Origin of the sequence: Streptomyces bungoensis (genome assembly GCF_001514215.1) — a bacterium.
Lineage (GTDB): Bacteria > Actinomycetota > Actinomycetes > Streptomycetales > Streptomycetaceae > Streptomyces > Streptomyces bungoensis.
In genome coordinates this window covers 297,813-322,850 of the sequence record NZ_KQ948854.1, presented here as the reverse complement: position 1 = coordinate 322,850, position 25,038 = coordinate 297,813, and the positions used below count along the sequence as shown (strand labels likewise).

The window sequence follows — 25,038 nt, the reverse complement described above, 5'->3', positions numbered from 1 at the left end:
GAACGCAGCCGACGCACCCGCAGGCAGCAGCGCCGCGCCCCCCGCCGCAGGCACCAGGTGGCTGGTGGTGCTCGGTGGGGTGGTGGGTTCCGGTGGCGGTGCCCACGGCGGGGGTGGCGCGGCGGGTGTGTGCGGTGCGTCTCGGTGACGGCGCGTCGCCCGGTGCGGGCACACCCGCACCCCGCCCAAGCGCCGCAGGCAATAGGCTCTGGCCAGGAGAACCCCCCGTTCCGGAAGGAGCCCGCGGATGACGCCGGGGCGCAGAAGCAGCACCTTCACCCGACTCCTGCGGCACGGCTTCACCGACCCCTCCGCCGCCGAGCGCCTGCTGGACAGTGCCGAGCTGGCGCCGGTCCGCGACGACCCCGTGCTGCTGGAGGCCCTCGGCGCCACCGCCGACCCCGACCTCGCCCTGCACGGCCTGGTCCGGCTGCTGGAGGCTCAGCACGGCCCCACGGCCCACCGCGAGCTGCTCGACACCCTGATAGCGGCCAAGCCGCTGCGCGACCGGCTCCTCGGGGTCCTCGGCGCCTCCGCCGCCCTCGCCGACCACCTGGCCCGCCACCCCAGCGACTGGCAGGCCCTGGTCACCTACGAGCCCCGGGACCTCCACCGCGGCGTGGCGGAGTTCGAACGCGGTCTGGCCGAGGCCACCGACCCGGTCTCCCTGCGCGTCGCCTACCGCCGCTGCCTGCTGTCCATCGCCGCCCGCGACGTGTGCGGCACCATCGACGTCGCCGACACCGCCGCCGAACTCGCCGACCTGGCCACCGCCACCCTCCGCGCCGCCCTGGCCCTGGCCTCGGAGGCCGCCCCGCAGGACGCGGCCGCCTGCCGCCTCGCGGTGATCGCGATGGGCAAGTGCGGCGGCCGCGAGCTGAACTACGTCTCCGACGTCGACGTCATCTTCGTGGCCGAGGCGGCGGCCGAGGGCACGGACGAGTCCAAGGCGCTCGCGGCAGCGACCCGGCTCGCCTCCCACCTCATGCGGATCTGCTCCGAGACGACCGTCGAGGGCTCCATCTGGCCCGTCGACGCCAACCTCCGCCCGGAGGGCCGCAACGGCCCCCTCGTCCGCACCCTCAGCAGCCACCTCGCCTACTACCAGCGCTGGGCGAAGACCTGGGAGTTCCAGGCGCTGCTCAAGGCCCGCCCGGTGGCCGGCGACGCCACCCTCGGCCAGGCCTACATCGACGCGCTCGACCCCCTGGTGTGGCAGGCCGCCGAGCGCGAGAACTTCGTGCCAGACGTGCAGAAGATGCGCCGCCGCGTCGTGGAGAACATCCCCGCCGCCGAGATCGAGCGCGAGCTGAAGCTGGGCCCCGGCGGGCTGCGCGACGTCGAGTTCGCCGTCCAGCTGCTGCAGCTGGTGCACGGCCGCACCGACGCCTCCCTGCGCAGCGGCACCACCCTGCACGCCCTCCAGGCGCTCGCCGCCGGCGGCTACGTGGGCCGCGAGGACGCCGCCCGCCTCGACGAGGCGTACCGCTTCCTGCGCTCGATGGAGCACCGCATCCAGCTCTGCCGGCTGCGCCGCACCCACCTCGTCCCGGAGGCCGAGGCCGACCAGCGGCGCCTGGGCCGCTCCCTCGGCCTGCGCGCCGATCCGGCCGCCGAGCTGATCCGCGAGTGGAAGCGGCACACCGGCGTCGTACGGCGGCTGCACGAGAAGCTCTTCTACCGCCCGCTGCTCGACGCCGTCGCGCAGCTCGCCCCGGGAGAGGCCCGGCTCAGCCCGGAGGCGGCCCGCGAACGCCTCGTCGCCCTCGGCTACGCCGACCCCGCCGCGGCCCTGCGCCACCTGGAGGCCCTGGCCTCCGGCGTGACCCGCAAGGCGGCCATCCAGCGCACCCTGCTGCCGGTCCTGCTGGGCTGGTTCGCCGACTCCGCCGACCCCGACGCCGGGCTGCTCAACTTCCGCAAGGTCTCCGACGCCCTCGGCAAGACCCCCTGGTACCTCAGGCTGCTCAGGGACGAGGGCGCCGCCGCCGAGAACCTGGCCCGGGTGCTGTCGGCGGGCCGCCTCGCCCCCGACCTGCTCATGCGCGCCCCCGAGGCGGTGGCCCTGCTCGGCCAGGGCGACGGCACCGGACCGGGCGGCGGCGGCCTGGAGCCGCGCGACCGCGGGCAGCTGGAGCAGGAGATCATGGCCGCCGTGGGCCGCGCCGAGAACGCCGCGCAGGGCGTCACCGCCGCCCGCGGCGTCCGCCGCCGCGAACTGTTCCGGACGGCCGCCGCGGACATCGTCGGCTCCTACGGCACCGAGACCAGCCCGGCGGAGGCCGATCAGGGCGCCCTGGTCGACCGCGTCGGCGCCGCCGTGTCCGACCTGACGGCGGCGACCCTCGCGGGCACCCTGCGGGCCGTCGTCCGGGACGGCTGGGGTGACACCCTGCCGACCCGGTTCGCGATCATAGGGATGGGCCGCTTCGGCGGCCACGAACTGGGCTACGGCTCCGACGCCGACGTCCTGTTCGTCCACGAGCCGCAGGACGGCGTGGACGAGCAGGAGGCCGCCGCTGCGGCGAATAAGGTCGTCGCCGAGATGCGCCGCCTGCTGCAGCTGCCCAGCGCCGACCCGCCGCTGCTGATCGACGCCGACCTGCGGCCCGAGGGCAAGTCGGGGCCGCTGGTGCGCACCCTTAAGTCGTACGAGGCCTACTACCGCCGCTGGTCCCTGGTGTGGGAGTCCCAGGCGCTGCTGCGAGCCGAGCCGGTGGCCGGGGACGCGGAGCTGGCCCGCCGCTTCACCGAGCTGGCCGACCCGCTGCGCTACCCGCGCGGCGGCCTCGGCGACGACGCCGTCCGCGAGATCCGCCGACTGAAGGCCCGCATGGAGTCGGAGCGGCTGCCGCGCGGCGCCGACCCCAAGCTGCACACCAAGCTGGGCCCCGGCGGCCTGTCCGACGTGGAGTGGACCGTCCAGCTGATCCAGCTGCGCCACGGCCACCGTGTACCGGGCCTGCGCACCACCCGCACCCGTGAGGCGCTGGCCGCCGCCCGCGAGGCCGGGCTGCTGTCCGAGGAGGACACGGCCGTCCTGGACGAGGCCTGGGTGCTGGCCACCCGGGTGCGCAACGCGGTCATGCTGGTGCGCGGCCGGGCCGGCGACACCTTCCCGACCGAGCCGCGCGAGCTGGCCGCCGTCGGCCGCTACCTGGGCTACGGCGCCGGGCACGCGGGGGACATGCTGGACGCCTACCGCCGGACGGCCCGCAGGGCGCGCACGGTCGTGGAGGAGCTGTTCTACGCCGACGGGGCCTGAGCCGGCTCCGGGGCCGGGGCGGGCACCCGCCTCGGCAGCGCGTACGGCAGGCTGCCGTACCAGAGCCGGGCCAGCGTGAGGCCGAAGGCCAGGCACAGGACCCCGCCCACCGCGTCCAGCCAGAAGTGGTTGGCCGTCGCGACGATCACCAGGAGGGTCACCGCCGGGTAGAGCAGGCCCAGCACCCGCACCCACGGCAGGGAGGCCAGCGCGAAGAGGGTCAGACCGCACCACAGCGACCAGCCGATGTGCATCGACGGCATCGCCGCGTACTGGTTCGACATGTGCTTCAGGTCGCCGGAGGCCATCGAGCCCCACGTGTGGTGGCGCATCACCGTGTCCACGAAGCCCCCGCCGCTCATCAGCCGGGGCGGGGCGAGCGGGAACAGGTAGTAACCGGCGAGGGCCACGCCGGTCGTCGCGAACAGCGCCAGCCGGGTCGCCGCGTACCGCCCGGGATGCCACCGGTAGAGCCACACCAGCACCCCGACGGTGATCACGAAATGCAGCGTGGCGTAGTAGTAGTTCATACCGATGATCAGCCATGTCACGGAGTTCGCGGCGTGGTTGACGGCCTGCTCGGCGGCGATGCCGAGACGGTGCTCCAGGCGCCAGACCCCGTCGGCGTTGCTCAGCGCCTGCACCCGCTGCTCCGGGACCGCGTTGCGGATCGCGGAGTACGTCCAGTAACTCACCGCGATCAGCAGGATCTCGAACCACAGCCGGGGCCGCCGCGGACGGCGCACCCCGCGCGCCTGTCCGTGCCCGCCCGTGACGGCCCGCGGAACGGCCGGCTGCTCGCGACCTTCCGGTTCTGTCACGGTCGAGTCACTCATAGGCACAGAGTCTGCCAGACACGGCTGTCTCCGACAGATCATCCCAAGCCCGGGCACAGCCCGCATGTTCTACGCCATGTGAGGGATTCCGGTCACTTGCGGTCGCCCGGGGCCGAATCGGTCGAACCGCGCACCACCAGCTCCGGCATGAAGACGAACTCGCTGTGCGGCGCGGGGGTACCGCCGATCTCCTCCAGCAGCGTGCGCACCGCCGCCTGCCCCATCGCTGGCACCGGCTTGCGGACCGTGGTCAGCGGCGGGTCGGTGAACGCGATCAGCGGGGAGTCGTCGAAGCCCACCACCGACACGTCCCGGGGCACCTCCAGGCCGAGCTGGCGGGCCGCCCGTATCGCGCCCAGCGCCATCATGTCGCTCGCGCAGACCACCGCCGTGCACTTCCGCCCGATCAGCGCCGTAGCGGCCGCCTGGCCGCCCTCCAGCGTGTACAGCGAGTGCTGGACGAGGTCGGTCTCGATCGTCTCGGCGGACAGGCCCAGCTGCTCCTGCATCGCCCGCACGAAGCCCTCGATCTTGCGCTGCACCGGCACGAACCGCTTCGGCCCGAGCGCGAGCCCGATCCGGGTGTGGCCGAGCGAGGCCAGGTGCGTCACCGCCAGCGTCATCGCGGCGCGGTCGTCGGGGGAGATGAACGGCGCCTCCACCTTCGGCGAGAAGCCGTCGACCAGCACGAACGGCACGCCCTGCGCCCGCAGCCGCTCGTAGCGCTGCATGTCGGCCGTGGTGTCCGCGTGCAGCCCGGAGACGTAGATGATCCCCGCCACCCCGCGGTCCACGAGCATCTCGGTCAGCTCGTCCTCCGTCGACCCGCCCGGGGTCTGGGTGGCGAGGATCGGGGTGTACCCCTGCCGGGTCAGCGCCTGGCCGATGACCTGCGCCAGCGCCGGGAATATCGGGTTCTCCAGCTCCGGCGTGATCAGCCCCACGAGGCCCTCGCTGCGCTGCCTGAGCCGCACCGGACGCTCGTAGCCGAGCACGTCCAGCGCGGCCAGCACGGACTGGCGGGTGGTGGCGGCTACGCCCGGCTTCCCGTTGAGGACGCGGCTGACGGTCGCTTCGCTCACCCCCGCCTGCGCAGCGATGTCCGCAAGCCGTGTGGTCACGCCACCGGACTGTACCGGGCGCGCTGAGCGTTGCACACCGACGGGACGCCGTGCGCGGGCGGCGGTACGGCCCGTGGATTGCTGCGTCATCGCGCTCCTCGTCCTTAGCGGTCCCTCGTGGGGTCCTGTTGAGCCGGGTCCGGCCCGCAACCGGATGATCCCGGCGCTGGAAACCCATGGCAAGAGCTTTCAGAGTCTTGCACAAGTGTCCGTCAACCCGCCCACCACCGGTAGTCCCGGGTTGCGACAGGGTCTACCGCAGGTCACGGCCCGGTAACCTCCGTGTTCTCTTGCACTTTTTTTCTGCAAGGTCTTTCGCGGCGCTTACATCGCTGTTACGTTCCTGGTCGCCCGGCCGCCGCAACGGCGCAGTCGGCAAGACAGTGGGGACGGCGGACGGGACCGCTCCCCGCATCACCCGGGCTCAACCCTCAAGGAGAACTCATGCGGCGTGGCATAGCGGCCTCCGCGCTGGTGGCGTCCTTCGCCCTGGCGGCGACGGCGTGCGGCGGGAGCGACAGCGGCAGCAAGTCGGACGGCCCGGTCACCATCACGTGGTGGGACACCTCCAACGCCACCAACGAGGCCCCGACGTACAAGGCCCTGGTCCAGCAGTTCGAGGCCGCCAACAAGAACATCAAGGTCAAGTACGTCGACGTCCCCTTCGACCAGGCGCAGAACAAGTTCGACACCGCCGCCAGCTCCAAGGGCGCCCCGGACATCCTGCGCTCCGAGGTCGGCTGGACCCCGGCCTTCGCCAAGAAGAGCTACTTCCTGCCGCTGGACGGCACCGAGGCCCTGGCCGACCAGGCCAGCTTCCAGCCGAACCTGATCAAGCAGGCCCAGTACGAGGGCAAGACCTACGGCGTCCCGCTGGTCACCGACACCCTCGCCCTGGTCTACAACAAGGCGCTGTTCAAGAAGGCCGGCATCGCCGACGCGCCCAAGACCTGGGACGAGCTGAAGTCGGACGCCGCCAAGATCAAGGCCAAGACGGGCGTCGACGGCTACTGGGGCTCCACCCAGGCCTACTACGCGCAGAGCTTCCTCTACGGCGAGGGCACCGACACCGTCGACGCCGCCGCGAAGAAGATCACCGTGAACTCGGCCCCCGCCAAGAAGGCCTACGGCACCTGGCTGAGCCTGTTCTCCGGCAAGGGCCTGCACAAGGCGGACACCACCGCCGACGCCTACGCCCACATCCAGGACGCGTTCGTCAACGGCAAGGTCGCCGCGATCGTCCAGGGCCCCTGGGAGATCACGAACTTCTACAAGGGCAGCGCCTTCAAGGACAAGGCCAACCTCGGCATCGCCACCGTCCCGGCCGGCTCCGCAGGCAAGGCGGGCGCCCCGACCGGCGGCCACAACCTCTCGGTCTACGCCGGCTCCGACAAGGCCCACCAGGCCGCGGCGCTGAAGTTCGTGAAGTTCATGACCTCGGCGAAGTCCCAGGAGACCATCGCCCTGAAGAACTCCACCCTGCCCACCCGCGGCGACGCCTACACCGCCCAGGTCAAGGCCGACCCCGGCATCGCCGGCTACCAGGGCGTCCTCTCCGCCGCCCAGCCCCGCCCGGCCCTGCCCGAGTACAGCTCCCTGTGGGGTCCGCTGGACACCGAGCTGCCCAAGATCGCCGGCGGCAAGGAGTCGCTGGACGCGGGCCTGAGCAACGCTGAGCTCGCCATCGCCAAGCTGGTTCCCGGCTTCAGCAAGTGAGCCCGGGTGGCCGTCGGATCCTGCCTCGAGGGGGGAAGGATCCGGCGGCCACCGGCCTGTCCCTTCCCGAGCCCGCTCTCTGAATCATTCGAAGGTGTCGAACCATGACAGTCGCCATCGACCGCGCGACCGGCAAGCGCCGCGGTGACCGCGCGCCTCGGCCCGGGCTGGGGCAGCGCCTGAAGAACGGCTACCAGAAGTACTGGTACGCCTACGCGATGATCGCGCCCGTGGCCCTGGTGCTCGGCGTGCTGATCTTCTACCCGCTGGTGTACGGCTTCTACCTGACGCTCACCGACGCCAACAGCCTCAACACCGCGCGCAACATCGGCGTCAACCACATCGACGCCACCTACAAGTTCATCGGCCTGGGCAACTACAAGGACGTCCTGTTCGGCCCGCTGTCGTACGACCGCTTCTGGTCGCACCTCATCTGGACGATCGTCTGGACGGCGCTGTGCGTCGCCCTGCACTACAGCATCGGCCTCGGCCTCGCGCTGCTGCTCAACGGCAAGTTCCGCGGCCGCACCCTCTACCGCCTCATCCTGGTGCTGCCCTGGGCCGTGCCCACCTTCGTCACCGTCTTCGGCTGGCGGTTCATGCTCGCCGACGGCGGCATCATCAACGCCGGCCTGCACGCCCTGCACCTGCCCCAGCCGCAGTGGCTCGAGGACACCTTCTGGCAGCGCTTCGCCGCGATCATGGTCAACACCTGGTGCGGTGTGCCGTTCATGATGCTCTCGCTGCTCGGCGGCCTGCAGTCCATCGACGGCTCCCTGTACGAGGCGGCCGAGATGGACGGGGCGACCCCCTGGCAGCGGTTCCGCTACGTCACCCTGCCGGGCCTGAGGTCCGTCAGCTCCACCGTGGTCCTGCTCGGCATCATCTGGACCTTCAACCAGTTCGCCATCATCTTCCTGCTGTTCGGCAACACCGCCCCGGACGCCCAGATCCTCGTGACCTGGGCCTACTACCTGGGCTTCGGACAGCAGCCGCGTGACTTCGCCCAGTCGGCCACCTACGGCATCCTGCTGCTGGCCATCCTGATCGTCTTCACCTCCGTCTACCGCCGCTGGCTCAACCGCAACGAGCCGCAGCTCGCGATCTGAGGCAGGAGCCCGAAATGAGCACGACCACCGTCCCGACCCCCGCCACCGCGACCGGGCAGCCCGCCGTCGACGCCCCGCGCCGCGGGGTCCGCCGGCGCGGCGAGCGCGGCCCCCTGGCCACCGCCCTCTCGCACGGCGCGCTGATCATCGCGAGCCTGATCGCCTTCTTCCCGGTCGCCTGGCTGCTGTTCCTGTCCCTCGGCCCGGACAAGGACGACTACCTGCACCCCAGCCACATCTGGCACACGATGACGCTGGCCAACTACTCGTTCGTCCTGCAGCACACCAGCTTCTTCAGCTGGATGAAGAGCACCCTCATCGTCGTCGCGGGCACCACGGTCATCGGTGTGCTGATCGCCGCCACCACCGGCTACGCGGTTTCCCGCATGCGCTTCCCCGGCTACAAGAAGTTCATGTGGCTGCTGCTGCTCACGCAGATGTTCCCGATCGCCGTCCTCATCGTGCCGATGTACCAGATCATGTCGGACCTGGGCCTCATCGACACCTACCTCGGCCTGATCCTGATCAACAGCACCACGATCGTGCCCTACTGCGCGTGGCTGCTGAAGGGCTACTTCGACACCATCCCGTTCGAGATCGACGAGGCCGGCCGCGTCGACGGGCTGACCCCCTTCGGGACCTTCGTGCGGCTGATCCTGCCGCTGGCCAAGCCCGGACTCGCGGTGGCCGCGTTCTACGCGTTCCTCACGGCCTTCGGCGAGGTCGCCTTCGCCTCGACGTTCATGCTGAGCGACGACAAGTACACCTTCGCCGTCGGCCTGCAGACCTTCGTCAGCGAACACGACGCCCAGCGCAACCTGATGGCGGCCGCCGCGGTGCTCATCGCGATACCCGTCTCGGTCTTCTTCTACCTCGTGCAGAAGAACCTCGTCACCGGTCTCACCTCCGGCGGCACCAAGGGCTGACCGGCCCGAGCACCCTTCAGGGGAAACAGCTCCCGCGCGCCTGACCGCGCGGGTAGGCGGCCGCGGTGCCCATCCGACCCCGCTGTCACCGCGGCCGCCTCGCATCCCGGCCCGCACCGCCGCCTTCCCCACGCCCTGACCCGAACCCCGTCACGTATCAAGGACGCCATGAGCCAGCAGCACCCTGCAGCCCCGGCCGACCACACCACCGTCGCCACCGTCGCCGCCCGCCGCGACTGGTGGCGGGACGCGGTCATCTACCAGGTCTACCCGCGCAGCTTCGCCGACAGCAACGGCGACGGCATGGGCGACCTGGAGGGCGTACGCTCCCGCCTCCCGTACCTGCGCGACCTCGGTGTGGACGCCGTGTGGCTCAGCCCCTTCTACGCATCCCCGCAGGCCGACGCCGGCTACGACGTCGCCGACTACCGCGCGGTCGACCCGATGTTCGGCAACCTGCTGGACGCCGACGCGCTGATCCGCGACGCCCACGGGCTGGGCCTGAGGATCATCGTCGACCTCGTGCCCAACCACTCCTCCGACCAGCACGAGTGGTTCAAGCGCGCGCTCGCCGAGGGACCCGGCTCCCCGCTGCGCGACCGCTACCACTTCCGCCCCGGCAAGGGGAAGAACGGCGAACTGCCGCCCAACGACTGGGAGTCCATCTTCGGCGGCCCGGCCTGGACCCGGGTCACGGAGCCGGACGGCACGCCCGGCGAGTGGTACCTGCACCTCTTCGCCCCCGAGCAGCCCGACTTCAACTGGGAGCACCCGGCCGTCGGCGACGAGTTCCGCTCGATCCTGCGCTTCTGGCTGGACATGGGCGTCGACGGCTTCCGCATCGACGTCGCCCACGGTCTGGTGAAGGCCGCCGGCCTGCCCGACCTCGGTGCCCACGACCAGCTCAAGCTGCTGGGCAACGATGTCATGCCGTTCTTCGACCAGGACGGTGTACACGCCATCTACCGTCAGTGGCGCACGATCCTCGACGAGTACGCCAGAGAAGAGGGGCCCGAAGGGCCTTCCGCAGAAGGGCGGTGGCGGGAGACGGGTGGGCGGATCTTCGTCGCCGAGGCGTGGACCCCGACCGTCGAGCGCACCGCGAACTACGTCCGCCCGGACGAGCTGCACCAGGCGTTCAACTTCCAGTACCTGGGCACGGCGTGGGACGCGGACGAGCTGCGCACGGTCATCGACCGCACGCTGGAGGCGATGCGCCCGGTCGGCGCCCCCGCCACCTGGGTGCTGTCGAACCACGACGTCACCCGGCACGCCACCCGCTTCGCCAACCCGCCCGGCCTCGGCACCCAGATCCGCACGGCCGGCGACCGCGAGCTGGGGCTGCGCCGGGCCCGGGCGGCCACCCTGCTCATGCTGGCGCTGCCCGGCTCGGCGTACATCTACCAGGGCGAGGAACTGGGTCTGCCGGACGTGGTCGACCTGCCCGACGAGGTGCGCCAGGACCCGGCGTACTTCCGGGGCGCCGGCCAGGACGGCTTCCGCGACGGCTGCCGGGTGCCCATCCCGTGGACCCGCGGCGGTTCGTCGTACGGCTTCGGCGGCGGCGGCAGCTGGCTTCCGCAGCCGGCGAGCTGGGGCGAGCTGAGCGTGGAGGCGCAGACCGGCGTGCCCGGCTCGACCCTGGAGCTGTACCGGTCCGCGCTCGCCGTCCGCCGCTCCCGGCCCGACCTCGGCGCCGGCGACGCGGTGGAGTGGCTGCGGGCGCCCGAGGGCGTGCTGGCCTTCCGGCGCGGGGAGTTCACCTGCGTCGCCAACACCACGGGCGAGTCGGTGACGGTCCCGGCGTACGGGCGCGTCCTGCTGACGAGCGGTGAGGTGACCGAGGCGGACGACGAGGTCAAGGTGCCGGCCGACACCACGGTGTGGTGGGTGGTCGCGGAGTGACCGCGCACTGACCGCCCGCGGGAAATTTCCCGCATCAACTTCCCACGCGCCCGCTGCCTTTCCGGCAGCGGGCGCTTACCATCTCCGTTACCGCAAGTTTGCTGAAACCTTGCAGCAAGCGTCCTCAGCGGCCTGTATCGGCCTTCAAAGACGAAGGAACCCCCACATGGCACGCAGATCCCTCTCGCTGGCGGTCGCCCTCACGGCCGCCTCTCTGATTGGCATGAGCACGACTACCGCCGAGGCCTCCCCGCCCGGCGGCAAGGACGTCACCGCCGTCCTGTTCGAGTGGAACTACGCCTCGGTGGCCCGCGAGTGCACCACCACCCTCGGCCCCGCCGGCTACGGCTACGTCCAGGTCTCCCCGCCCGCCGAGCACATACAGGGCTCGCAGTGGTGGACGTCGTACCAGCCTGTCAGCTACAAGATCGCCGGTCGCCTCGGTGACCGCACCGCCTTCAAGAACATGATCGGCACCTGCCACGCGGCCGGTGTGAAGGTCGTGACCGACACGGTCGTCAACCACATGTCGGCGGGCAGCGGCACCGGCACCGGCGGCTCGTCGTACACGAAGTACGACTACCCGGGCCTGTACTCGGCCCCCGACTTCGACGACTGCACCTCCCAGGTCAGCAACTACCAGGACCGCTGGAACGTCCAGCACTGCGAACTCGTCGGCCTGGCCGACCTGGACACGGGGGAGGAGTACGTCCGCAAGACGATCGCGGGCTACATGAACGACCTGCTCTCCCTGGGCGTCGACGGCTTCCGCATCGACGCGGCCAAGCACATCCCGGCCGCCGACCTGGCGAACATCAAGAGCCGCCTGACCAACCCGAACGCCTACTGGAAGCAGGAGGTCATCTACGGCGCGGGCGAGGCCGTCCAGCCCTCCGAGTACACCGGCAACGGGGACGTCCAGGAGTTCCGCTACGCCTACGACCTCAAGCGGGTCTTCACCAGCGAGAAGCTGGCGTACCTGAACAACTTCGGCGAGGGCTGGGGCTACCTGAGCAGCTCGGTGGCCGGCGTCTTCGTGGACAACCACGACACCGAGCGCAACGGCAGCACCCTCAACTACAAGAGCGGCGCCGACTACACGCTGGCCAACGTCTTCATGCTCGCCTGGCCGTACGGCGCCCCGGACGTCAACTCCGGCTACGAGTGGTCGGACGCGGACGCCGGCCCGCCCAACGGGGGCCAGGTCAAAGCCTGCTGGCAGGACGGCTGGAAGTGCCAGCACGCCTGGCCCGAGATCAAGTCCATGGTGGCCTTCCGCAACGCGACCCGCGGCCAGTCGGTCACCAACTGGTGGGACGACGGCAACAACGCCATCGGCTTCGGCCGGGGCACCAAGGGCTACGTGGCGATCAACCACGAGAGCGGCGGCCTGACCCGGACGTACCAGACCTCGCTGCCCGCCGGCACCTACTGCAACGTGCAGAACAACACGCCGGTGACGGTCAACTCCAGCGGGCAGTTCACCGCCACCCTGGGTTCGAACACGGCTCTGGCGATCTACGCCGGCAAGTCGAGCTGCTGAGCCTCCGGACGAACCGCCCGTCGGGTACGGGCGGTTCGTCCCGGATCTCCAGGTCACGTTTGCGCTGAAAATACTTGCTACGAGTTTCAAAACTCTTGCTGTAAACGTTTCGGCAGCGATACGGTCGCGCGGGGTCGGACCCAAGAGAGCCGCAATCGCTAGGAGTTCCCGCCTGTGATACCGAGATGGCCGGCGCCCCCGACGCGCCGTCACCCCCGTCTGAAAAGGGCTGCGGCCGTCACCGCCGCCGCCCTCGCGGCCGCACTCGTGCAGCCCCTCGCGGCCCACGCCGCCACCCCGCCCGCGCCCCCCTCCGACGCCGTGCTCGCCGCCCAGCCCGCCCGGCACGACGACACGCGCGAGCAGTTCTACTTCGTCATGCCGGACCGTTTCGCCAACGGGGACAAGGCCAACGACAAGGGGGGACTCACCGGCTCTCGCCTCAGCACCGGCTACGACCCCACCGACAAGGGCTTCTACCAGGGCGGCGACCTCAAGGGCCTGACCAAGCGCCTGGACTACATCAAGAAGCTCGGCACCACCTCCATCTGGATGGCGCCGATCTTCAAGAACCGGCCCGTGCAGGGCACCGGCGCCAACGCCTCTGCCGGCTACCACGGGTACTGGATCACCGACTTCACGCAGGTCGACCCGCACTTCGGCACCAACAAGGACCTCAAGACCCTCATCTCCCAGGCGCACGCCAAGGGCATGAAGGTCTTCTTCGACGTCATCACCAACCACACCGCCGACGTCGTCGACTACCAGGAGAAGTCCTACGGCTACCTCTCCAAGGGCGCCTTCCCCTACCTGACCAAGGACGGGCGGCCCTTCGACGACGCCGACTACGCGGACGGCGGCAGGACGTTCCCGTCCGTGGACGCGGGCTCCTTCCCCTACACCCCGAAGGTCACGAGCGACAGCAAGGTTCCGGCCTGGCTCAACGACCCGACGATGTACCACAACCGGGGCGACTCGACCTACGCCGGCGAGTCCACCACCTACGGCGACTTCTCCGGGCTCGACGACCTGTGGACCGAACGGCCCGAGGTCGTGCACGGCATGGAGAAGATCTACGAGCGGTGGGTGAAGGACTTCGCGATCGACGGGTTCCGCATCGACACCGTCAAACACGTCGACCTGCCGTTCTGGACCCAGTGGGCGACCGCGCTCGACAACTACGCGGCGGCGCACGGCCGCAAGCACTTCTTCATGTTCGGCGAGGTCTACTCCGCCGACACCTCCATCACGTCCCCGTACGTGACCCAGGGCCGGCTCGACGCCACCCTCGACTTCCCCTTCCAGGACGCGGCCCGCGCCTACGCCTCCCAGGGCGGCAGCGCCCAGCGGCTGGCGGGCGTCTTCGGTGACGACTACAAGTACACGACGGACAAGGCCAACGCGTACGAGCAGGTCACCTTCCTCGGCAACCACGACATGGGCCGCATCGGGTACTTCCTGAAGCAGGACAACCCGAAGGCGACGGACGCCGAGATCCTGAAGAAGGACGAGCTCGCCAATAAGCTGATGTTCCTCAGCCGCGGCAACCCGGTCGTCTACTACGGCGACGAGCAGGGCTTCACCGGCTCCGGCGGCGACAAGGACGCCCGCCAGACCATGTTCGCCTCGAAGGTCGCCGACTACCTCGACGACGACGAGATCGGCACCGACCGCACCCACGCCGGCGACTCCTACGACACGAGCGCACCGCTCTACCGGGAGATCGCCGCTCTCTCCAAGCTGCGCAAGGCCAACCCGGCCCTGACCGACGGCGTCCAGACCGAGCGCTACGCGGCCGACGGCGCGGGCGTCTACGCCTTCACCCGGACGGACGCGAAGTCCGGCCAGGAGTACGTCGTCGCCCTCAACAACGCGGACGAGGCGAAGACGGCGACCTTCGCGACCGGCTCGGCCGGCATGGCGTACCACGGCATCTACGGCGCCAAGGACAGCCTCACCAGCGACAGCGACCGCAAGCTCACCGTCACCGTCCCGGCCGGCACCGCCGTCGTCTACCAGGCCGCCGGCACCCTCGACCGGCCCGCCACGAAGCCGTCCCTCACCCTGAAGGCCCCGGACACCGGCGCCACCGGCACCGTCGAGGTCACCGCCGGCGTCGACGGCGGACAGCTCAACCGTGTCGTCTTCGCCGCCCAGGTGGGCAACGGCAAGTGGAAGACGCTCGGCACCGCCGACCACGCCCCCTACAAGGTCACCCAGGCCATCGGCGCGGACGTGCCCGCCGGCACCGCCCTGCGCTACAAGGCGGTCGTCGTGGACTCCGCGGGGCACACCGCGAGCGCCACGGCGAGCAGCACCACCGGCACCCCGCCCGCGCCCGAGGTCCCCAAGGCCTCCTCCCGGGACTACGCGGTCGTCCACTACAAGCGCACCGACGGCGACTACGCCGGCTGGGGCCTGTACGCCTGGGGCGACATCGCCGACGGCGAGGCCACGAACTGGCCCGCCAGCCACCCCTTCACGGGCCGCGACGCCTACGGCGCGTTCGCCTGGGTGAAGCTCAAGCCGGGCGCCTCCAACGTCGGCTTCCTGGTCATCGACAAGGACGGCAACAAGGACGTCTCCGCCGACCGGAGCATCGACGTCACCAAGACGGGCGAGGTCTGGATCGAGCAGGGCAAGGCCGACGTCGCCACCGAGAGGCCCGCCTACCCGGCCCAGGACAAGACCAAGGCGGTCATCCACTACCACCGCGCCGACGGCGACTACGACGGCTGGGGCCTGCACGTCTGGACGGGCGCCGCGAACCCCACCGACTGGTCGAATCCGCTGAAGCCGGTGAAGACTGACGCCTATGGCGCTGTCTACGAGGTGCCGCTCTCCGAGGGTGCCACCAGCCTCAGCTACATCATCCACAAGGGCGACGAGAAGGACCTCGCCACCGACCAGTCCCTGGACCTCAAGAGCAACGGCTACGAGGTGTGGCTGTTGAACGGCCAGGAGAAGTACCTCCTGCCGCAGCCGGCGGGCAGCGCGGCCGCGCTCGACCTGACCACCTCCAAGGCGGTCTGGATCGACCGGGACACCGTCGCCTGGAACGGCGCCGAGGGCGCCGCCTCCACCCAGCTGCTGTACTCCCGCGACGGCTCGATCGCCGTCAAGGACGGGACGCTGACCAGCGACGACGAGCGCTGGCTTCGGCTGACGAAGACCACCCTCACCGACGCCCAGAAGGCGAAGTTCCCGTACCTGAAGGACTACACCGCCTGGTCCGTCGACCCCCGTGACCGCGACCGGGTGCGCGAGGCGCTCGGCGGTCAGATCGTGGCCTCGCAGCGGGCCGCCAACGGGGCCGTGCTGGCCGCGACCGGGGTGCAGATCGCCGGTGTGCTGGACGACCTGTACGCCGGCGCCGCCAAGGCCGCCCTCGGCCCGGTCTTCCACCACGGCAGGCCGACCCTGTCGGTGTGGGCGCCCACGGCGCAGTCCGTCCACCTCGACCTCGACGGACACCGGGTGAAGATGCACCGGAACGCCGCCACCGGCGTCTGGTCCGTCACCGGTCCCGCGTCCTGGAAGGGCAAGCCCTACCGGTACGTCGTGAAGGTGTGGGCGCCCAGCGTCCGCGAGCTGGTCACCAACGAGGTCACCGACCCGTACTCGGTCGCGCTCACCGCGAACTCCGAGCGCAGCCTCGTCGTCGACCTGAACGACCGGTCCCTCGCGCCGCACGGCTGGTCGGCGCTGCACAAGCCCAAGGCGGTGCCGCTGAAGGACGCGCAGATCCAGGAACTGCACATCCGGGACTTCTCGGTGGCCGACAAGACCGTCCCGGCGAAGGACCAGGGCACCTACCTGGCCTTCACCGACGCCAGGAGCGCCGGCACGAAGCACCTGCGCGCGCTGGCCAGGGCCGGCACGTCGTACGTGCACCTGCTGCCGGCCTTCGACATCGCCACCATCCCCGAGAAGAAGGCCGACCAGGCCACCCCGGACTGCGACCTGGCCTCCTACCCGGCCGACTCCGACAAGCAGCAGGAGTGCGTGGCGAAGACCGCCGCCAAGGACGCCTACAACTGGGGCTACGACCCGTACCACTACACGGTCCCCGAGGGCTCCTACGCCACCGACCCGGACGGCACGGCCCGCACGGTCCAGTTCCGCAAGATGGTCCAGTCGCTCAACCAGGACGGGCTCCGGGTCGTCATGGACGTCGTCTACAACCACACGGCGGCCAGCGGCCAGGCGAAGACCAGCGTGCTGGACAAGATCGTGCCCGGCTACTACCAGCGGCTCCTCGCCGACGGCTCGGTGGCCAACAGCACCTGCTGCGCCAACACCGCGCCGGAGAACGCGATGATGGGCAAGCTGGTCGTGGACTCCATCGTCACCTGGGCCAAGGAGTACAAGGTCGACGGCTTCCGCTTCGACCTCATGGGCCACCACCCGAAGGCCAACATCCTGGCGGTCAGGAAGGCCCTCGACGCGCTGACCCTCGCCAAGGACGGCGTCGACGGCAAGAAGATCATCCTGTACGGCGAGGGCTGGAACTTCGGGGAGGTCGCCAACGACGCCCGGTTCGTGCAGGCCACGCAGGCCAACATGGCCGGCACCGGCATCGCCACCTTCTCCGACCGCGCCCGTGACGCCGTGCGCGGCGGCAGCCCCTTCGACTCCGACCCCGGCGTCCAGGGCTTCGCGTCCGGCCTGTACACCGACCCGAACACGTCCACCGCGAACGGCACACAGGCCGAGCAGAAGGCCCGGCTGCTGCACTACCAGGACCTGATCAAGGTGGGGCTGACCGGCAACCTCGCCAAGTACCGCTTCACGGACACCGACGGCAAGGAGGTCACCGGAGCCGAGATCGACTACAACGGCGCACCCGCCGGCTACGCGGCCGCGCCCGGCGACGCCCTCGCCTACGTCGACGCGCACGACAACGAGTCGCTGTTCGACGCGCTGACGTACAAGCTGCCGAAGGGCACCCCGGCCGCCGACCGGGCCCGGATGCAGGTGCTGGCGATGGCCACGGCCGCCCTCTCGCAGGGGCCGTCCCTGTCCCAGGCGGGCACCGACCTGCTGCGCTCGAAGTCGCTGGACCGCAACTCCTTCGACAGCGGCGACTGGTTCAACGCCATCCACTGGAACTGCGCCGACGGCAACGGCTTCGGGCGCGGGCTGCCCATGGCCGCCGACAACCAGTCCAAGTGGGACTACGCCCGGCCGCTGCTGACCGGCGTCAAGGTGGGCTGCCCGCAGATCACCGGCGCCTCCGCCGCCTACCGGGACCTGCTGCGCATCCGTACGACGGAGAAGGCGTTCTCGCTCGGCACGGCCTCGCAGGTGCAGGACCGGCTCTCCTTCCCGCTCTCCGGCAAGGACGAGACGCCCGGTGTGATCACCATGCGGCTCGGCGACCTGGTCGTGGTGTTCAACGCGACGCCCGAGAAGCAGGAGCAGCGGATCGCCGCCCTCGCCGGGCAGCACTACCGGCTGCACCCGCTGCAGGCGAAGGGCGCGGACCCCGTCGTGAGGTCCGCGGCGTTCACCTCGGAGTCGGGCACGTTCGCCGTCCCGGCCCGTACCGTGGCGGTCTTCGCCCGGCGGTGACGCACGGGTACCGGTGAGGTGGGGCGGATCCCGTTCGGGGGTCCGCCCCACCTCCGTGTCGGGGCACCCCCGGGACCGGCCGGACTAGGGTGACATCGTTGCCCTGGAACAGGAGTGTGCTCCCATGCCACAGATCACCGTCGACTACTCCGACGTGGCGGCCCCGGCCTTCGACCGCGCCGGTTTCGCCCACGCCCTGCACACCGCGGTCGTCGAGATCGCCGCCGCCAAGCCCGAGGCGTGCAAGACGCAGTTCCGGCCCAGCGCGCTCACGGCGTTCGGCTACGAGGACCCCGAGGACCGGCACCACGCCATCGTCCACGTCACGATCGGCCTGCTCGCGGGCCGCAGCGAGGAGACCAGGGCGCGGCTGGCCGAGGCCGTCCTCGAACTGCTGCGTGAGCACGTGGGGAACGGCGGTTTCGTCCTGCACGCCTCCGCCGAGGTCCGCGACCTCGAGGCCTCGTACCGCAAGTTCGAGCGCTAGGCTCGCCGCCCGGCTGTCCGCTCCCGGCCGCGCCCGTCAGCCGGTCGCCAGGTCCGCCCAGACCGCGTTGCCCCCGGTGAGCGCCGAACGGGCGACTCCCCAGCTGTCCGCGATCTCCCGGACGAGCAGCAGTCCGCGGCCGCCCTCGTCGTCGGGACCCGGTGCGCGGCGGGGCAGGCGGCGGCCCGAGTCGTCCCGGTCGTGCACCTCCAGGCGCAGACGGTCGTCCGGCAGCAGGCCGATGCCGCACAGGATGCGCAGGCTGACGGTGTGCAGCACGGCGTTGGTGGCCAGCTCGGACACCAGGAGCACGGCGTTCGCGCAGGCGTCGTCGGACACCCGCCAGGAGGTGAGCCGTGCGCCGACGAAACGCCGCGCCGCTCTGACACTCGTGCGGTGACCCGGCAGCTCGAGCCAGTGCGCGCGGTCCGGGTCCGCTCCGCCCAGGGGCCGGAGCGGGGAAGTCGTGTGGGGGGACACGGCGGTCGCCTTCCATGGGGGGCACGGGAGCGGCACGTTCGTCAACACGGGCCTGTGGTAAGGCTGTTGATGAACGGGCCCCGCGTGACGGAGGCATCGTCACACACATCACTATGCTCGCGGTCCGGTTCACGCTGCAACCGCCTCCCTGATAATTTCAGGACGACGCCTTCCGGGTCGGTGACGCCCAAGTCGCCCTATGCTCGGTCCTGGTGACGGACTCTCAGGAGGCAGGGCAGCATGAACGAGGCACGTGCGGGCGCCGGCGGCAGCGCACCCACCGTTCTCCGCATGATCCTCGGCCGACGGCTGCAGGAGATGCGCCACGACGCGGGCGTCTCCCTGGACGACGCGGCCAGGGCCCTGCGCGTGAAGCCCCTGACCATCCGCCGGCTGGAGAAGGCCGAGGTCGGCCTGAAGATCCTCTACGTCGAGAAGCTGCTGCAGACCTACGGCGCCGGCCAGCAGGAGATCGACGAGTTCATCGCTCTCGCCGAACGGGCCAACGAACCGGGCTGGTGGCACCCGTACCGCGACGTGGTGCCCTCCTGGTTCACGGCCTACGTGAGCCTGGAGACCGGTGCGAAGGTCCTGCGCACCTACGAGCCGCACTACGTCACGGGGCTGCTGCAGACGCCCGCCTACGCCCGGGCGACCCTGAGCGGCGGCTTCCCGAACGACAGCGCCGCAGACCTCGAGCGGCGCGTCGACCTCCGGCTGCGCCGCCAGGGCCTGCTGGAGAAGCCCGACGCCCCCACCCTCTGGGTGGTGATGGAGGAGGCCGTGCTGCACCGGGTCGTGGGCGGCCCGGAGGTGATGCGGGAGCAGATCGACCGGCTGCTGGAGGTCTCGGAGCTGGACCACGTCAGCCTCGACATCGTGCCCTTCTCGGCGTCCGCCCACGTCGGGGCGTGCGCCCCCTTCACCTACTTCCGGTTCGAGGCACCGGAGCTGCCCGACATCGTCTACAGCGAGATCCTCTCCGCCGCCGTGTACCTGGACCAGCGCTCCGACGTGGTGGCGCATCTGGAGGCGCACAACCGGCTGTCGCTGATGACCTCGTCCGCCGACAGCAGGGCGCTCTTGAACCGCATGCGCAAGGAGTACTCATGACCATCGCCGAGAGCAGTGTCTACAACGGCATGCCCGCCTCGGACCTGGGAGACCAGGGCTGGGAGTGCCCATGGAGCGGCCCCAACGGGGGCCAGTGCGTGGAGACGAAGCGGCTCGCCGACGGACGCGTGGCCCTGCGGCAGTCGACGGATCCCCACGGTCCCGCCCTGATCTACACGCCGGAGGAGATCACGGCGTTCGTCGCGGGCGTCAAGAGGGGCCTGGCCGACCACCTGACGGCCCGCTGACCCGGACGACCGACGCACACCCCACCCCCACCGCCCACCCCCACCGAAAGGGACAGGATGACCAGCTCGCAGCCCACCCGGGGCATCGACACCAGCAGGCCGCACTCCGCCCGCATGTACGACTACTACCTCGGCGGCAAGGACCACTTCGAGGTCGACAAGCAGGCCGCCGAACGCGTGGCCGAGGTGTACCCCGCCATCTTCGTGTGCGCCCGGGAGAACCGTGCCTTCATGCACCGCGCCACCCGCGTCCTCGCCCGGGAACACGGCATCCGCCAGTGGCTGGACATCGGCACCGGCATCCCCACCGAGCCCAACCTGCACCAGGTGGCCCAGTCCGTGGTCCCGGACGCCCGGGTGGTCTACGCCGACAACGACCCGCTGGTCCTCAAGTACGCCGAGCGCCTGATGCGCAGCACGCGCGAGGGCCGCACGACGTACATCGAGGCGGACGTCAACAACGTCGAGACGCTCGTGAACTCCGCCGAGCTCGCCGAGGTACTGGACCTGAGCCGGCCCGTGGCGCTGTCCCTGAACGCCCTGATGCACTTCGTCACCGACGTCCAGGACCCGTACGGCATCGTCCGTCGCCTGCTCGGCATCCTGCCCTCCGGCAGCGCCCTGGCGCTCAGCCACTGCACGCCCGACTTCGACCCGCCCACCTGGCAGAAGGTCACCGACATCTACACCGCCGCCGGCACCCCGGTGCAGTTCCGCTCCCGTGCGGAGGTGACCCGCTTCTTCGACGGGCTCGATCTCCTCGACCCGGGCGTCACCGTCGGCCACCACTGGCGCCCCGACGCCGCGGAGACCGGTTCGGCCTCCCACGGCACGCCGACGGACGCCGAGGTCAGCCTGTGGACGGGTGTGGGCATCAAGCCGTAGCGGCCCCCGAGCCCTGTCGACCTAGGACGCCAGCGTGATCAGCCGGCTGACCAGCTCGCCGAGGGGGCCGTCGGCCGGCTCCCCCCTGAGCATGCCGCGCAGGATCGTGCCCATCTCCTCGTCGTAGGCCGCGCTGACGGCGGCGAGCGCCGCGAAGTCGTGGACGAGCTGCCGTTCCAGTTCGGCGCGCGGGACGCGGCGGCCGTCCAGCCAGATCAGCGCCGTCGACTCGGTGAGCGAGATCCAGCTGCGCACGACCAGTTCCAGCCGCGGCGGTGCCTCGGTGACGCCCAGGTGCGCGAGGATCTGGTCGTACGCGGCCTGCCGTACGGAGTCGATCAGCGCGTTGGTCGCCGAGGAGCCCACGGCGGGTCCGCCGCGCATCAGCGCCGAGAATCCGGGCCCGTGCTCGTCGACGAAGTCGAAGAAGCGGTGCATCACCCGCAGCAGGCGGGCGCCGAGCGGACCCTCGTGCGGCTCGGCGAACCGGCCCGCGAGATCCTCCGCCGCGCGCTTCAACGCGGCCTCGTACAGGCTGTGTTTGCCGGGGAAGTAGTGATAGACCAGCGGCCGCGAGATACCCGCCGCCGTCGCTATCTCGTCGATGGAGACGTCGTCGGGCGACCGCCGGCTGAACAGGTCGAGGGCGACACCGATCAGCTGCTGCCGCCGCTCCTCGACGCCCATCCTGCGGCGCAACCCGGTACTCATGCGAACACCTTACCGATCGGATCCGGCCGTCGGGGTGTGCGCGGCGAGCATCCGCGCTCAGTGCAGCCCGCTGATCGTCCGCCCGTCCGCCAACGTCCCCTTCAGCGTGGCCTGTACGCCCTGTCGGGTCTTCACCGCCAGCAGCGGGCCCCGGCCCGCCGCGGTCACGCCGCCGCTCGCGCGGACCGTCGCGGTGTCCGGGCCGGCCGCGGCCAGCAGATACCAGGTGCCCGTTCCGGACTTCCACAGCACGCCCGCCAGCACGTGCGGATCGCGCGGGCCGCAGGCCCTGGCGTCCGTGCCCTTGGCGACCACCGCGCCGACCTGCCCGCCGGGGGTGCGGAACTGGGCGAGCGCGGCCGTGCCGTCACCGCGCCAGGTCTCCGCCCTGGTGCACACCCACTGGCCGGATCCGCCCCCTTCGGGAAGCTGCTGCTGGGCGAAGCCCCAGGCGTTGACGCTGCGCACGCCCGCGGAGCGCTCCATGGCCAGCGAGCAGGCGAACGGCGCCCAGGCCTGCAGCCCCGCGGCACCGGACGCCTCGCCGGTGGCGCCCGGCCGCCCCGCGGTCAGATGGGCCGGGACCAGTTCCCCGAGGTCGGTGGCCAGCCGGGTGCCGGTGCCGTCGGTCAGCTGGAGCACGTTCCACGAGGTGCAGCTGCCGGTCTGCAGGGCGGGGCTGGCCAGCGGGGTGGTGACCCCGTCGGCGAGGGTGAGGGGGGTCGCCGCAGCGCCCGGCTTCATCAGGTCCCGCTCGGCGGCCTTCCGCACCCAGGGGGCGGTCAGGTAGCGGACGTTGCCGTCGGCGCGGCCGAGCACCAGGGCGCCCGCCTCGGCCCCGGTCGCGCCGTCGACGCGGGCGAAGTCGAGGGCGGCCCCGGAGGTGCCGGCTTCGGGTTCGGCGTAGCGGACGACACGCAGGCCGTCGTAGAGGACCACCACGCGCGCCCCGTCCACGCGGCCCGCGTACAGCAGTTGCGGCGGGCCGGCCGGGCCGCCGGTCCGGGTGCCGGGGGTCGCCGAGACCCGGACCGTCTCCCCGGGGCGGGCCCAGACGGCGAGGGCGCGGCGCAGCAGGGCCGTGTCGCGGGTCAGCGGGCCGCGGGCCGGCCAGACGGAGAAGTCGCTGCGGGCGGCGGACTCCCATGCGGTGGGGGTGACGCGGATCAGCTGGGCCGGGTCGAGGGCGGCCTCGGCGGCCGGGTTCAGCGCGTACACGGGCGCGGCGGCGCCGTCGGGGCCCCAGCCGCCGCCCGGCAGGGCCACCAGCGCCCCGCACAGGGCGAGCGCGGCCGCCGCGGCGAGCGCGGCCTTGGTGTGCTGGCGGCGCCGCACCAGGTCGGTGGGCCGGGCCTGCAGCGAGCACGGGTCGAACTCGGGAGAGGAGAGCAGCGCGTCCCGCGCGGGCACCGCGTTGGCCTCCGTCAGCGCGGTCTCGGGGTGCTCGACCCCGGCGGACCGCAGGATCCGGTGCACCTCGGGGTCGGGCAGCTTCTCCAGGCCGCGCAGCACGTACGCGGCCCGGGCCGGTCCGGACAGGGTGGACAGCCGCTGGTCCAGGGCGAGTTCGTCGGCGCCACCGGAGCGCGGGAAGAGCCGCAGCCCCCACACCTGGGGGAGCAGCGGCGGCAGCTGGGCGAGCCGGGGCAGGACCCGGCGGGGGCGGGCCGCCTCCAGTGCCGTCCTGAGGACGCGCAGGCGCACGAACGCGTACCCCGGGTCGGCGTCCCGGCCCGAGGCCTGGGCCGGGATCGCGGACGGGGCCGGGACCGGGGACGGCCGGGTGCGGCCGCGGGGCAGCGCGCGCTGCGCGAGGGCGTGTGCCGTCAGCACCCGGCGGCTGCGGCCGAGGCCCGGCGGCAGGACCAGATAGGCCAGCCGGACCAGCCGGGGGTAGTGCTCGACGAGCGCGGCCTCGGCCTGTTCGAGGCCGACGCCCGGGCCGGCGGAGGCGGGTGCGTGGCGCGGGGCTACATCCTGTGACTGCACGTCCGGGAGAACGAGCGAGCCCTTGATTTGTCACCGCCAAGCGGGTGACCGGTCCGGCCCGTCCCGCCGGCCCGGGCGGCCTGCTCAGCCTGCCGGCTCGACCAGGGCGCGGGCGTAACGGGCCATCGAGCGCTGGTAGCGCGGCAGGTGCGGGGCCAGGGCGCCGAGCACCAGGGACAGCCCCTCGCGGTCACGGCCCAGGCTGGACAGGCACAGGGCGAGACAGGCCCGCACCGCGTCGTCCAACTCGTCCGAGGGACCGTCGAGTTCGGGCGTGAGCAGCTCGACGCCCTCCTCGGCCTGCCCGACGTTGCGGAGCGAACTCGCGAGCTGGATCCGCGCGCGGCGTCCCTTGTAGCCGTGCAGCCCGCGCGCCAGCGCCTCCCGGTACAGCGGCACCGCCCGGTCCGAGTGCCCGGTGGAGTCCCAGGCACAGGCCTGCTCGAACGGGCCCAGCGGGCTGTCTTCGGGCAGCTCGGCCACGAGCGCGTCGATCACGGCGCGGAACTCGGCCGCGCGCTCCTCCGGGTAGTCGTCGAAGGCGGCCCAGGCGGCGGCCACGCGGTCTTCCCACTCTCGGTTCACCGGGTCACCCTCGCACAGACGTGCCCACCGGTGCAGCGCATTTGAGCGCACCGCGCCCGGCAGCCGTATCCGAAGGACGGGGACCCGGGCGCCGGGGCCCCGTGCGGCATGCTTGGCCCACCAGGACCGGAGGAACAGATGAGGTTGACAAGGCTGCTGCTCGGCGGCGTGGCCGTCCTCGCGCTCGCGGGCTGCGGCTCCGGCGGCACGGAGACCAAGGCGGTACCGCCCACCGCCACCGGCAGCCTGGAGAGCCTGGCCGCCGAGGTGAAGTGCAAGCCGGACATCCAGACCGACGCCGACGAACTGCGCCAGGCCCTGTGCCGGAACACCCACGGCAGGTTCGTCCTCGCCACCTTCGCCACCGACCGCGGCCTGCGGGAGTGGATCAACGACGCGAAGGACTACGGCGGTTACTACCTCGTCGGCCGCAAGTGGGTCGCCGTCGGCGACAACGGGACGGTCACCGCGCTGCGCACCACGCTCGGCGGCGACGTGGAGATCGGGGCCGACCACCACGCGCACGGCGGCTGACAGCGCGCGGC

General features: G+C 71.5%; 18 protein-coding genes. 12 read left to right on the top strand and 6 right to left on the bottom strand.

Annotated elements, in window-relative coordinates; translation table 11 throughout:
* Positions 1-247: 247 nt before the first annotated feature.
* A complete protein-coding gene (locus AQJ66_RS11675; protein ID WP_061919901.1) occupies positions 248-3,265 on the top strand; it encodes a bifunctional [glutamine synthetase] adenylyltransferase/[glutamine synthetase]-adenylyl-L-tyrosine phosphorylase in 3,018 nt (1,005 codons plus the stop codon).
* Here AQJ66_RS11675 and AQJ66_RS11670 read toward each other — a convergent pair.
* A complete protein-coding gene (locus tag AQJ66_RS11670) occupies positions 3,247-4,101 on the bottom strand; it encodes a phosphatase PAP2 family protein (protein ID WP_061919900.1) in 855 nt (284 codons plus the stop codon). The genes AQJ66_RS11675 and AQJ66_RS11670 overlap by 19 nt on opposite strands.
* A gap of 92 nt (positions 4,102-4,193) precedes the next feature.
* On the bottom strand, positions 4,194-5,222 hold the full coding sequence (locus tag AQJ66_RS11665) for a LacI family DNA-binding transcriptional regulator (protein WP_061919899.1): 1,029 nt from the start codon (positions 5,220-5,222) through the stop codon (positions 4,194-4,196).
* Between the two features lie 444 nt (positions 5,223-5,666).
* Between AQJ66_RS11665 and AQJ66_RS11660 the strand changes: the two genes are divergently transcribed.
* From AQJ66_RS11660 to AQJ66_RS11630, 7 genes are all read left to right on the top strand, one after another.
* Positions 5,667-6,938, top strand: a complete 1,272-nt coding sequence (locus AQJ66_RS11660) for an extracellular solute-binding protein (protein ID WP_061919898.1) — start codon at positions 5,667-5,669, stop codon at positions 6,936-6,938.
* Between the two features lie 104 nt (positions 6,939-7,042).
* Positions 7,043-8,047 (top strand): carbohydrate ABC transporter permease, encoded by a 1,005-nt coding sequence (locus AQJ66_RS11655; RefSeq protein ID WP_061919897.1) that lies wholly within the window; start codon positions 7,043-7,045, stop codon positions 8,045-8,047.
* A 14-nt stretch (positions 8,048-8,061) separates the two neighbouring features.
* Entirely contained in the window at positions 8,062-8,973 is a 912-nt protein-coding gene (locus tag AQJ66_RS11650; RefSeq protein WP_061919896.1) for a sugar ABC transporter permease, read from the top strand.
* A 168-nt stretch (positions 8,974-9,141) separates the two neighbouring features.
* Positions 9,142-10,878 (top strand): glycoside hydrolase family 13 protein, encoded by a 1,737-nt coding sequence (locus AQJ66_RS11645; RefSeq protein ID WP_061919895.1) that lies wholly within the window; start codon positions 9,142-9,144, stop codon positions 10,876-10,878.
* Positions 10,879-11,044: 166 nt separating this feature from the next.
* Positions 11,045-12,421, top strand: coding sequence for an alpha-amylase (locus AQJ66_RS11640; RefSeq protein ID WP_208611347.1), 1,377 nt, complete (start codon positions 11,045-11,047; stop codon positions 12,419-12,421).
* Between the two features lie 174 nt (positions 12,422-12,595).
* Entirely contained in the window at positions 12,596-17,995 is a 5,400-nt protein-coding gene (gene pulA / locus AQJ66_RS11635) for a pullulanase-type alpha-1,6-glucosidase (RefSeq protein ID WP_061919894.1), read from the top strand.
* A gap of 124 nt (positions 17,996-18,119) precedes the next feature.
* A complete protein-coding gene (locus AQJ66_RS11630; protein WP_061919893.1) occupies positions 18,120-18,482 on the top strand; it encodes a 5-carboxymethyl-2-hydroxymuconate Delta-isomerase in 363 nt (120 codons plus the stop codon).
* A 36-nt stretch (positions 18,483-18,518) separates the two neighbouring features.
* Here AQJ66_RS11630 and AQJ66_RS11625 read toward each other — a convergent pair whose 3' ends face one another.
* The gene (locus AQJ66_RS11625; protein ID WP_061919892.1) at positions 18,519-18,962 is read right to left on the bottom strand and encodes an ATP-binding protein; all 444 of its coding nucleotides are present in this window, start codon (positions 18,960-18,962) and stop codon (positions 18,519-18,521) included.
* 240 nt (positions 18,963-19,202) lie between these two features.
* Here AQJ66_RS11625 and AQJ66_RS11620 point away from each other — a divergent pair, with 240 nt between their 5' ends.
* The 3 genes from AQJ66_RS11620 to AQJ66_RS11610 are packed head-to-tail and all read left to right on the top strand — an operon-like array spanning position 19,203 to position 21,208.
* Positions 19,203-20,075 carry a helix-turn-helix domain-containing protein gene (locus tag AQJ66_RS11620; RefSeq protein WP_061919891.1) on the top strand — a complete coding sequence of 291 codons (873 nt, stop codon included), beginning with the start codon at positions 19,203-19,205 and terminating at the stop codon, positions 20,073-20,075.
* Positions 20,072-20,323, top strand: coding sequence for a DUF397 domain-containing protein (locus AQJ66_RS11615; protein WP_061919890.1), 252 nt, complete (start codon positions 20,072-20,074; stop codon positions 20,321-20,323). The genes AQJ66_RS11620 and AQJ66_RS11615 overlap by 4 nt, the downstream gene beginning before the upstream one ends.
* Before the next feature lie 57 nt (positions 20,324-20,380).
* Complete coding sequence (locus tag AQJ66_RS11610) at positions 20,381-21,208, top strand: SAM-dependent methyltransferase (protein ID WP_061919889.1); 828 nt, start codon at positions 20,381-20,383, stop codon at positions 21,206-21,208.
* A 21-nt stretch (positions 21,209-21,229) separates the two neighbouring features.
* Here the strand turns inward: AQJ66_RS11610 and AQJ66_RS11605 are convergent, their stop codons facing one another.
* The 3 genes from AQJ66_RS11605 to AQJ66_RS11595 form a co-directional block, all read right to left on the bottom strand.
* Complete coding sequence (locus AQJ66_RS11605; protein WP_107118914.1) at positions 21,230-21,919, bottom strand: TetR/AcrR family transcriptional regulator; 690 nt, start codon at positions 21,917-21,919, stop codon at positions 21,230-21,232.
* Between the two features lie 57 nt (positions 21,920-21,976).
* Positions 21,977-23,908 carry a hypothetical protein gene (locus tag AQJ66_RS11600; RefSeq protein ID WP_061919887.1) on the bottom strand — a complete coding sequence of 644 codons (1,932 nt, stop codon included), beginning with the start codon at positions 23,906-23,908 and terminating at the stop codon, positions 21,977-21,979.
* 84 nt (positions 23,909-23,992) lie between these two features.
* On the bottom strand, positions 23,993-24,493 hold the full coding sequence (locus tag AQJ66_RS11595; RefSeq protein WP_244162800.1) for a tetratricopeptide repeat protein: 501 nt from the start codon (positions 24,491-24,493) through the stop codon (positions 23,993-23,995).
* 138 nt (positions 24,494-24,631) lie between these two features.
* On the opposite strand from AQJ66_RS11595, the gene AQJ66_RS11590 reads away from it, so the two are divergent.
* A complete protein-coding gene (locus AQJ66_RS11590) occupies positions 24,632-25,027 on the top strand; it encodes a hypothetical protein (protein ID WP_208611346.1) in 396 nt (131 codons plus the stop codon).
* The last annotated feature ends 11 nt before the right edge of the window (positions 25,028-25,038 follow it).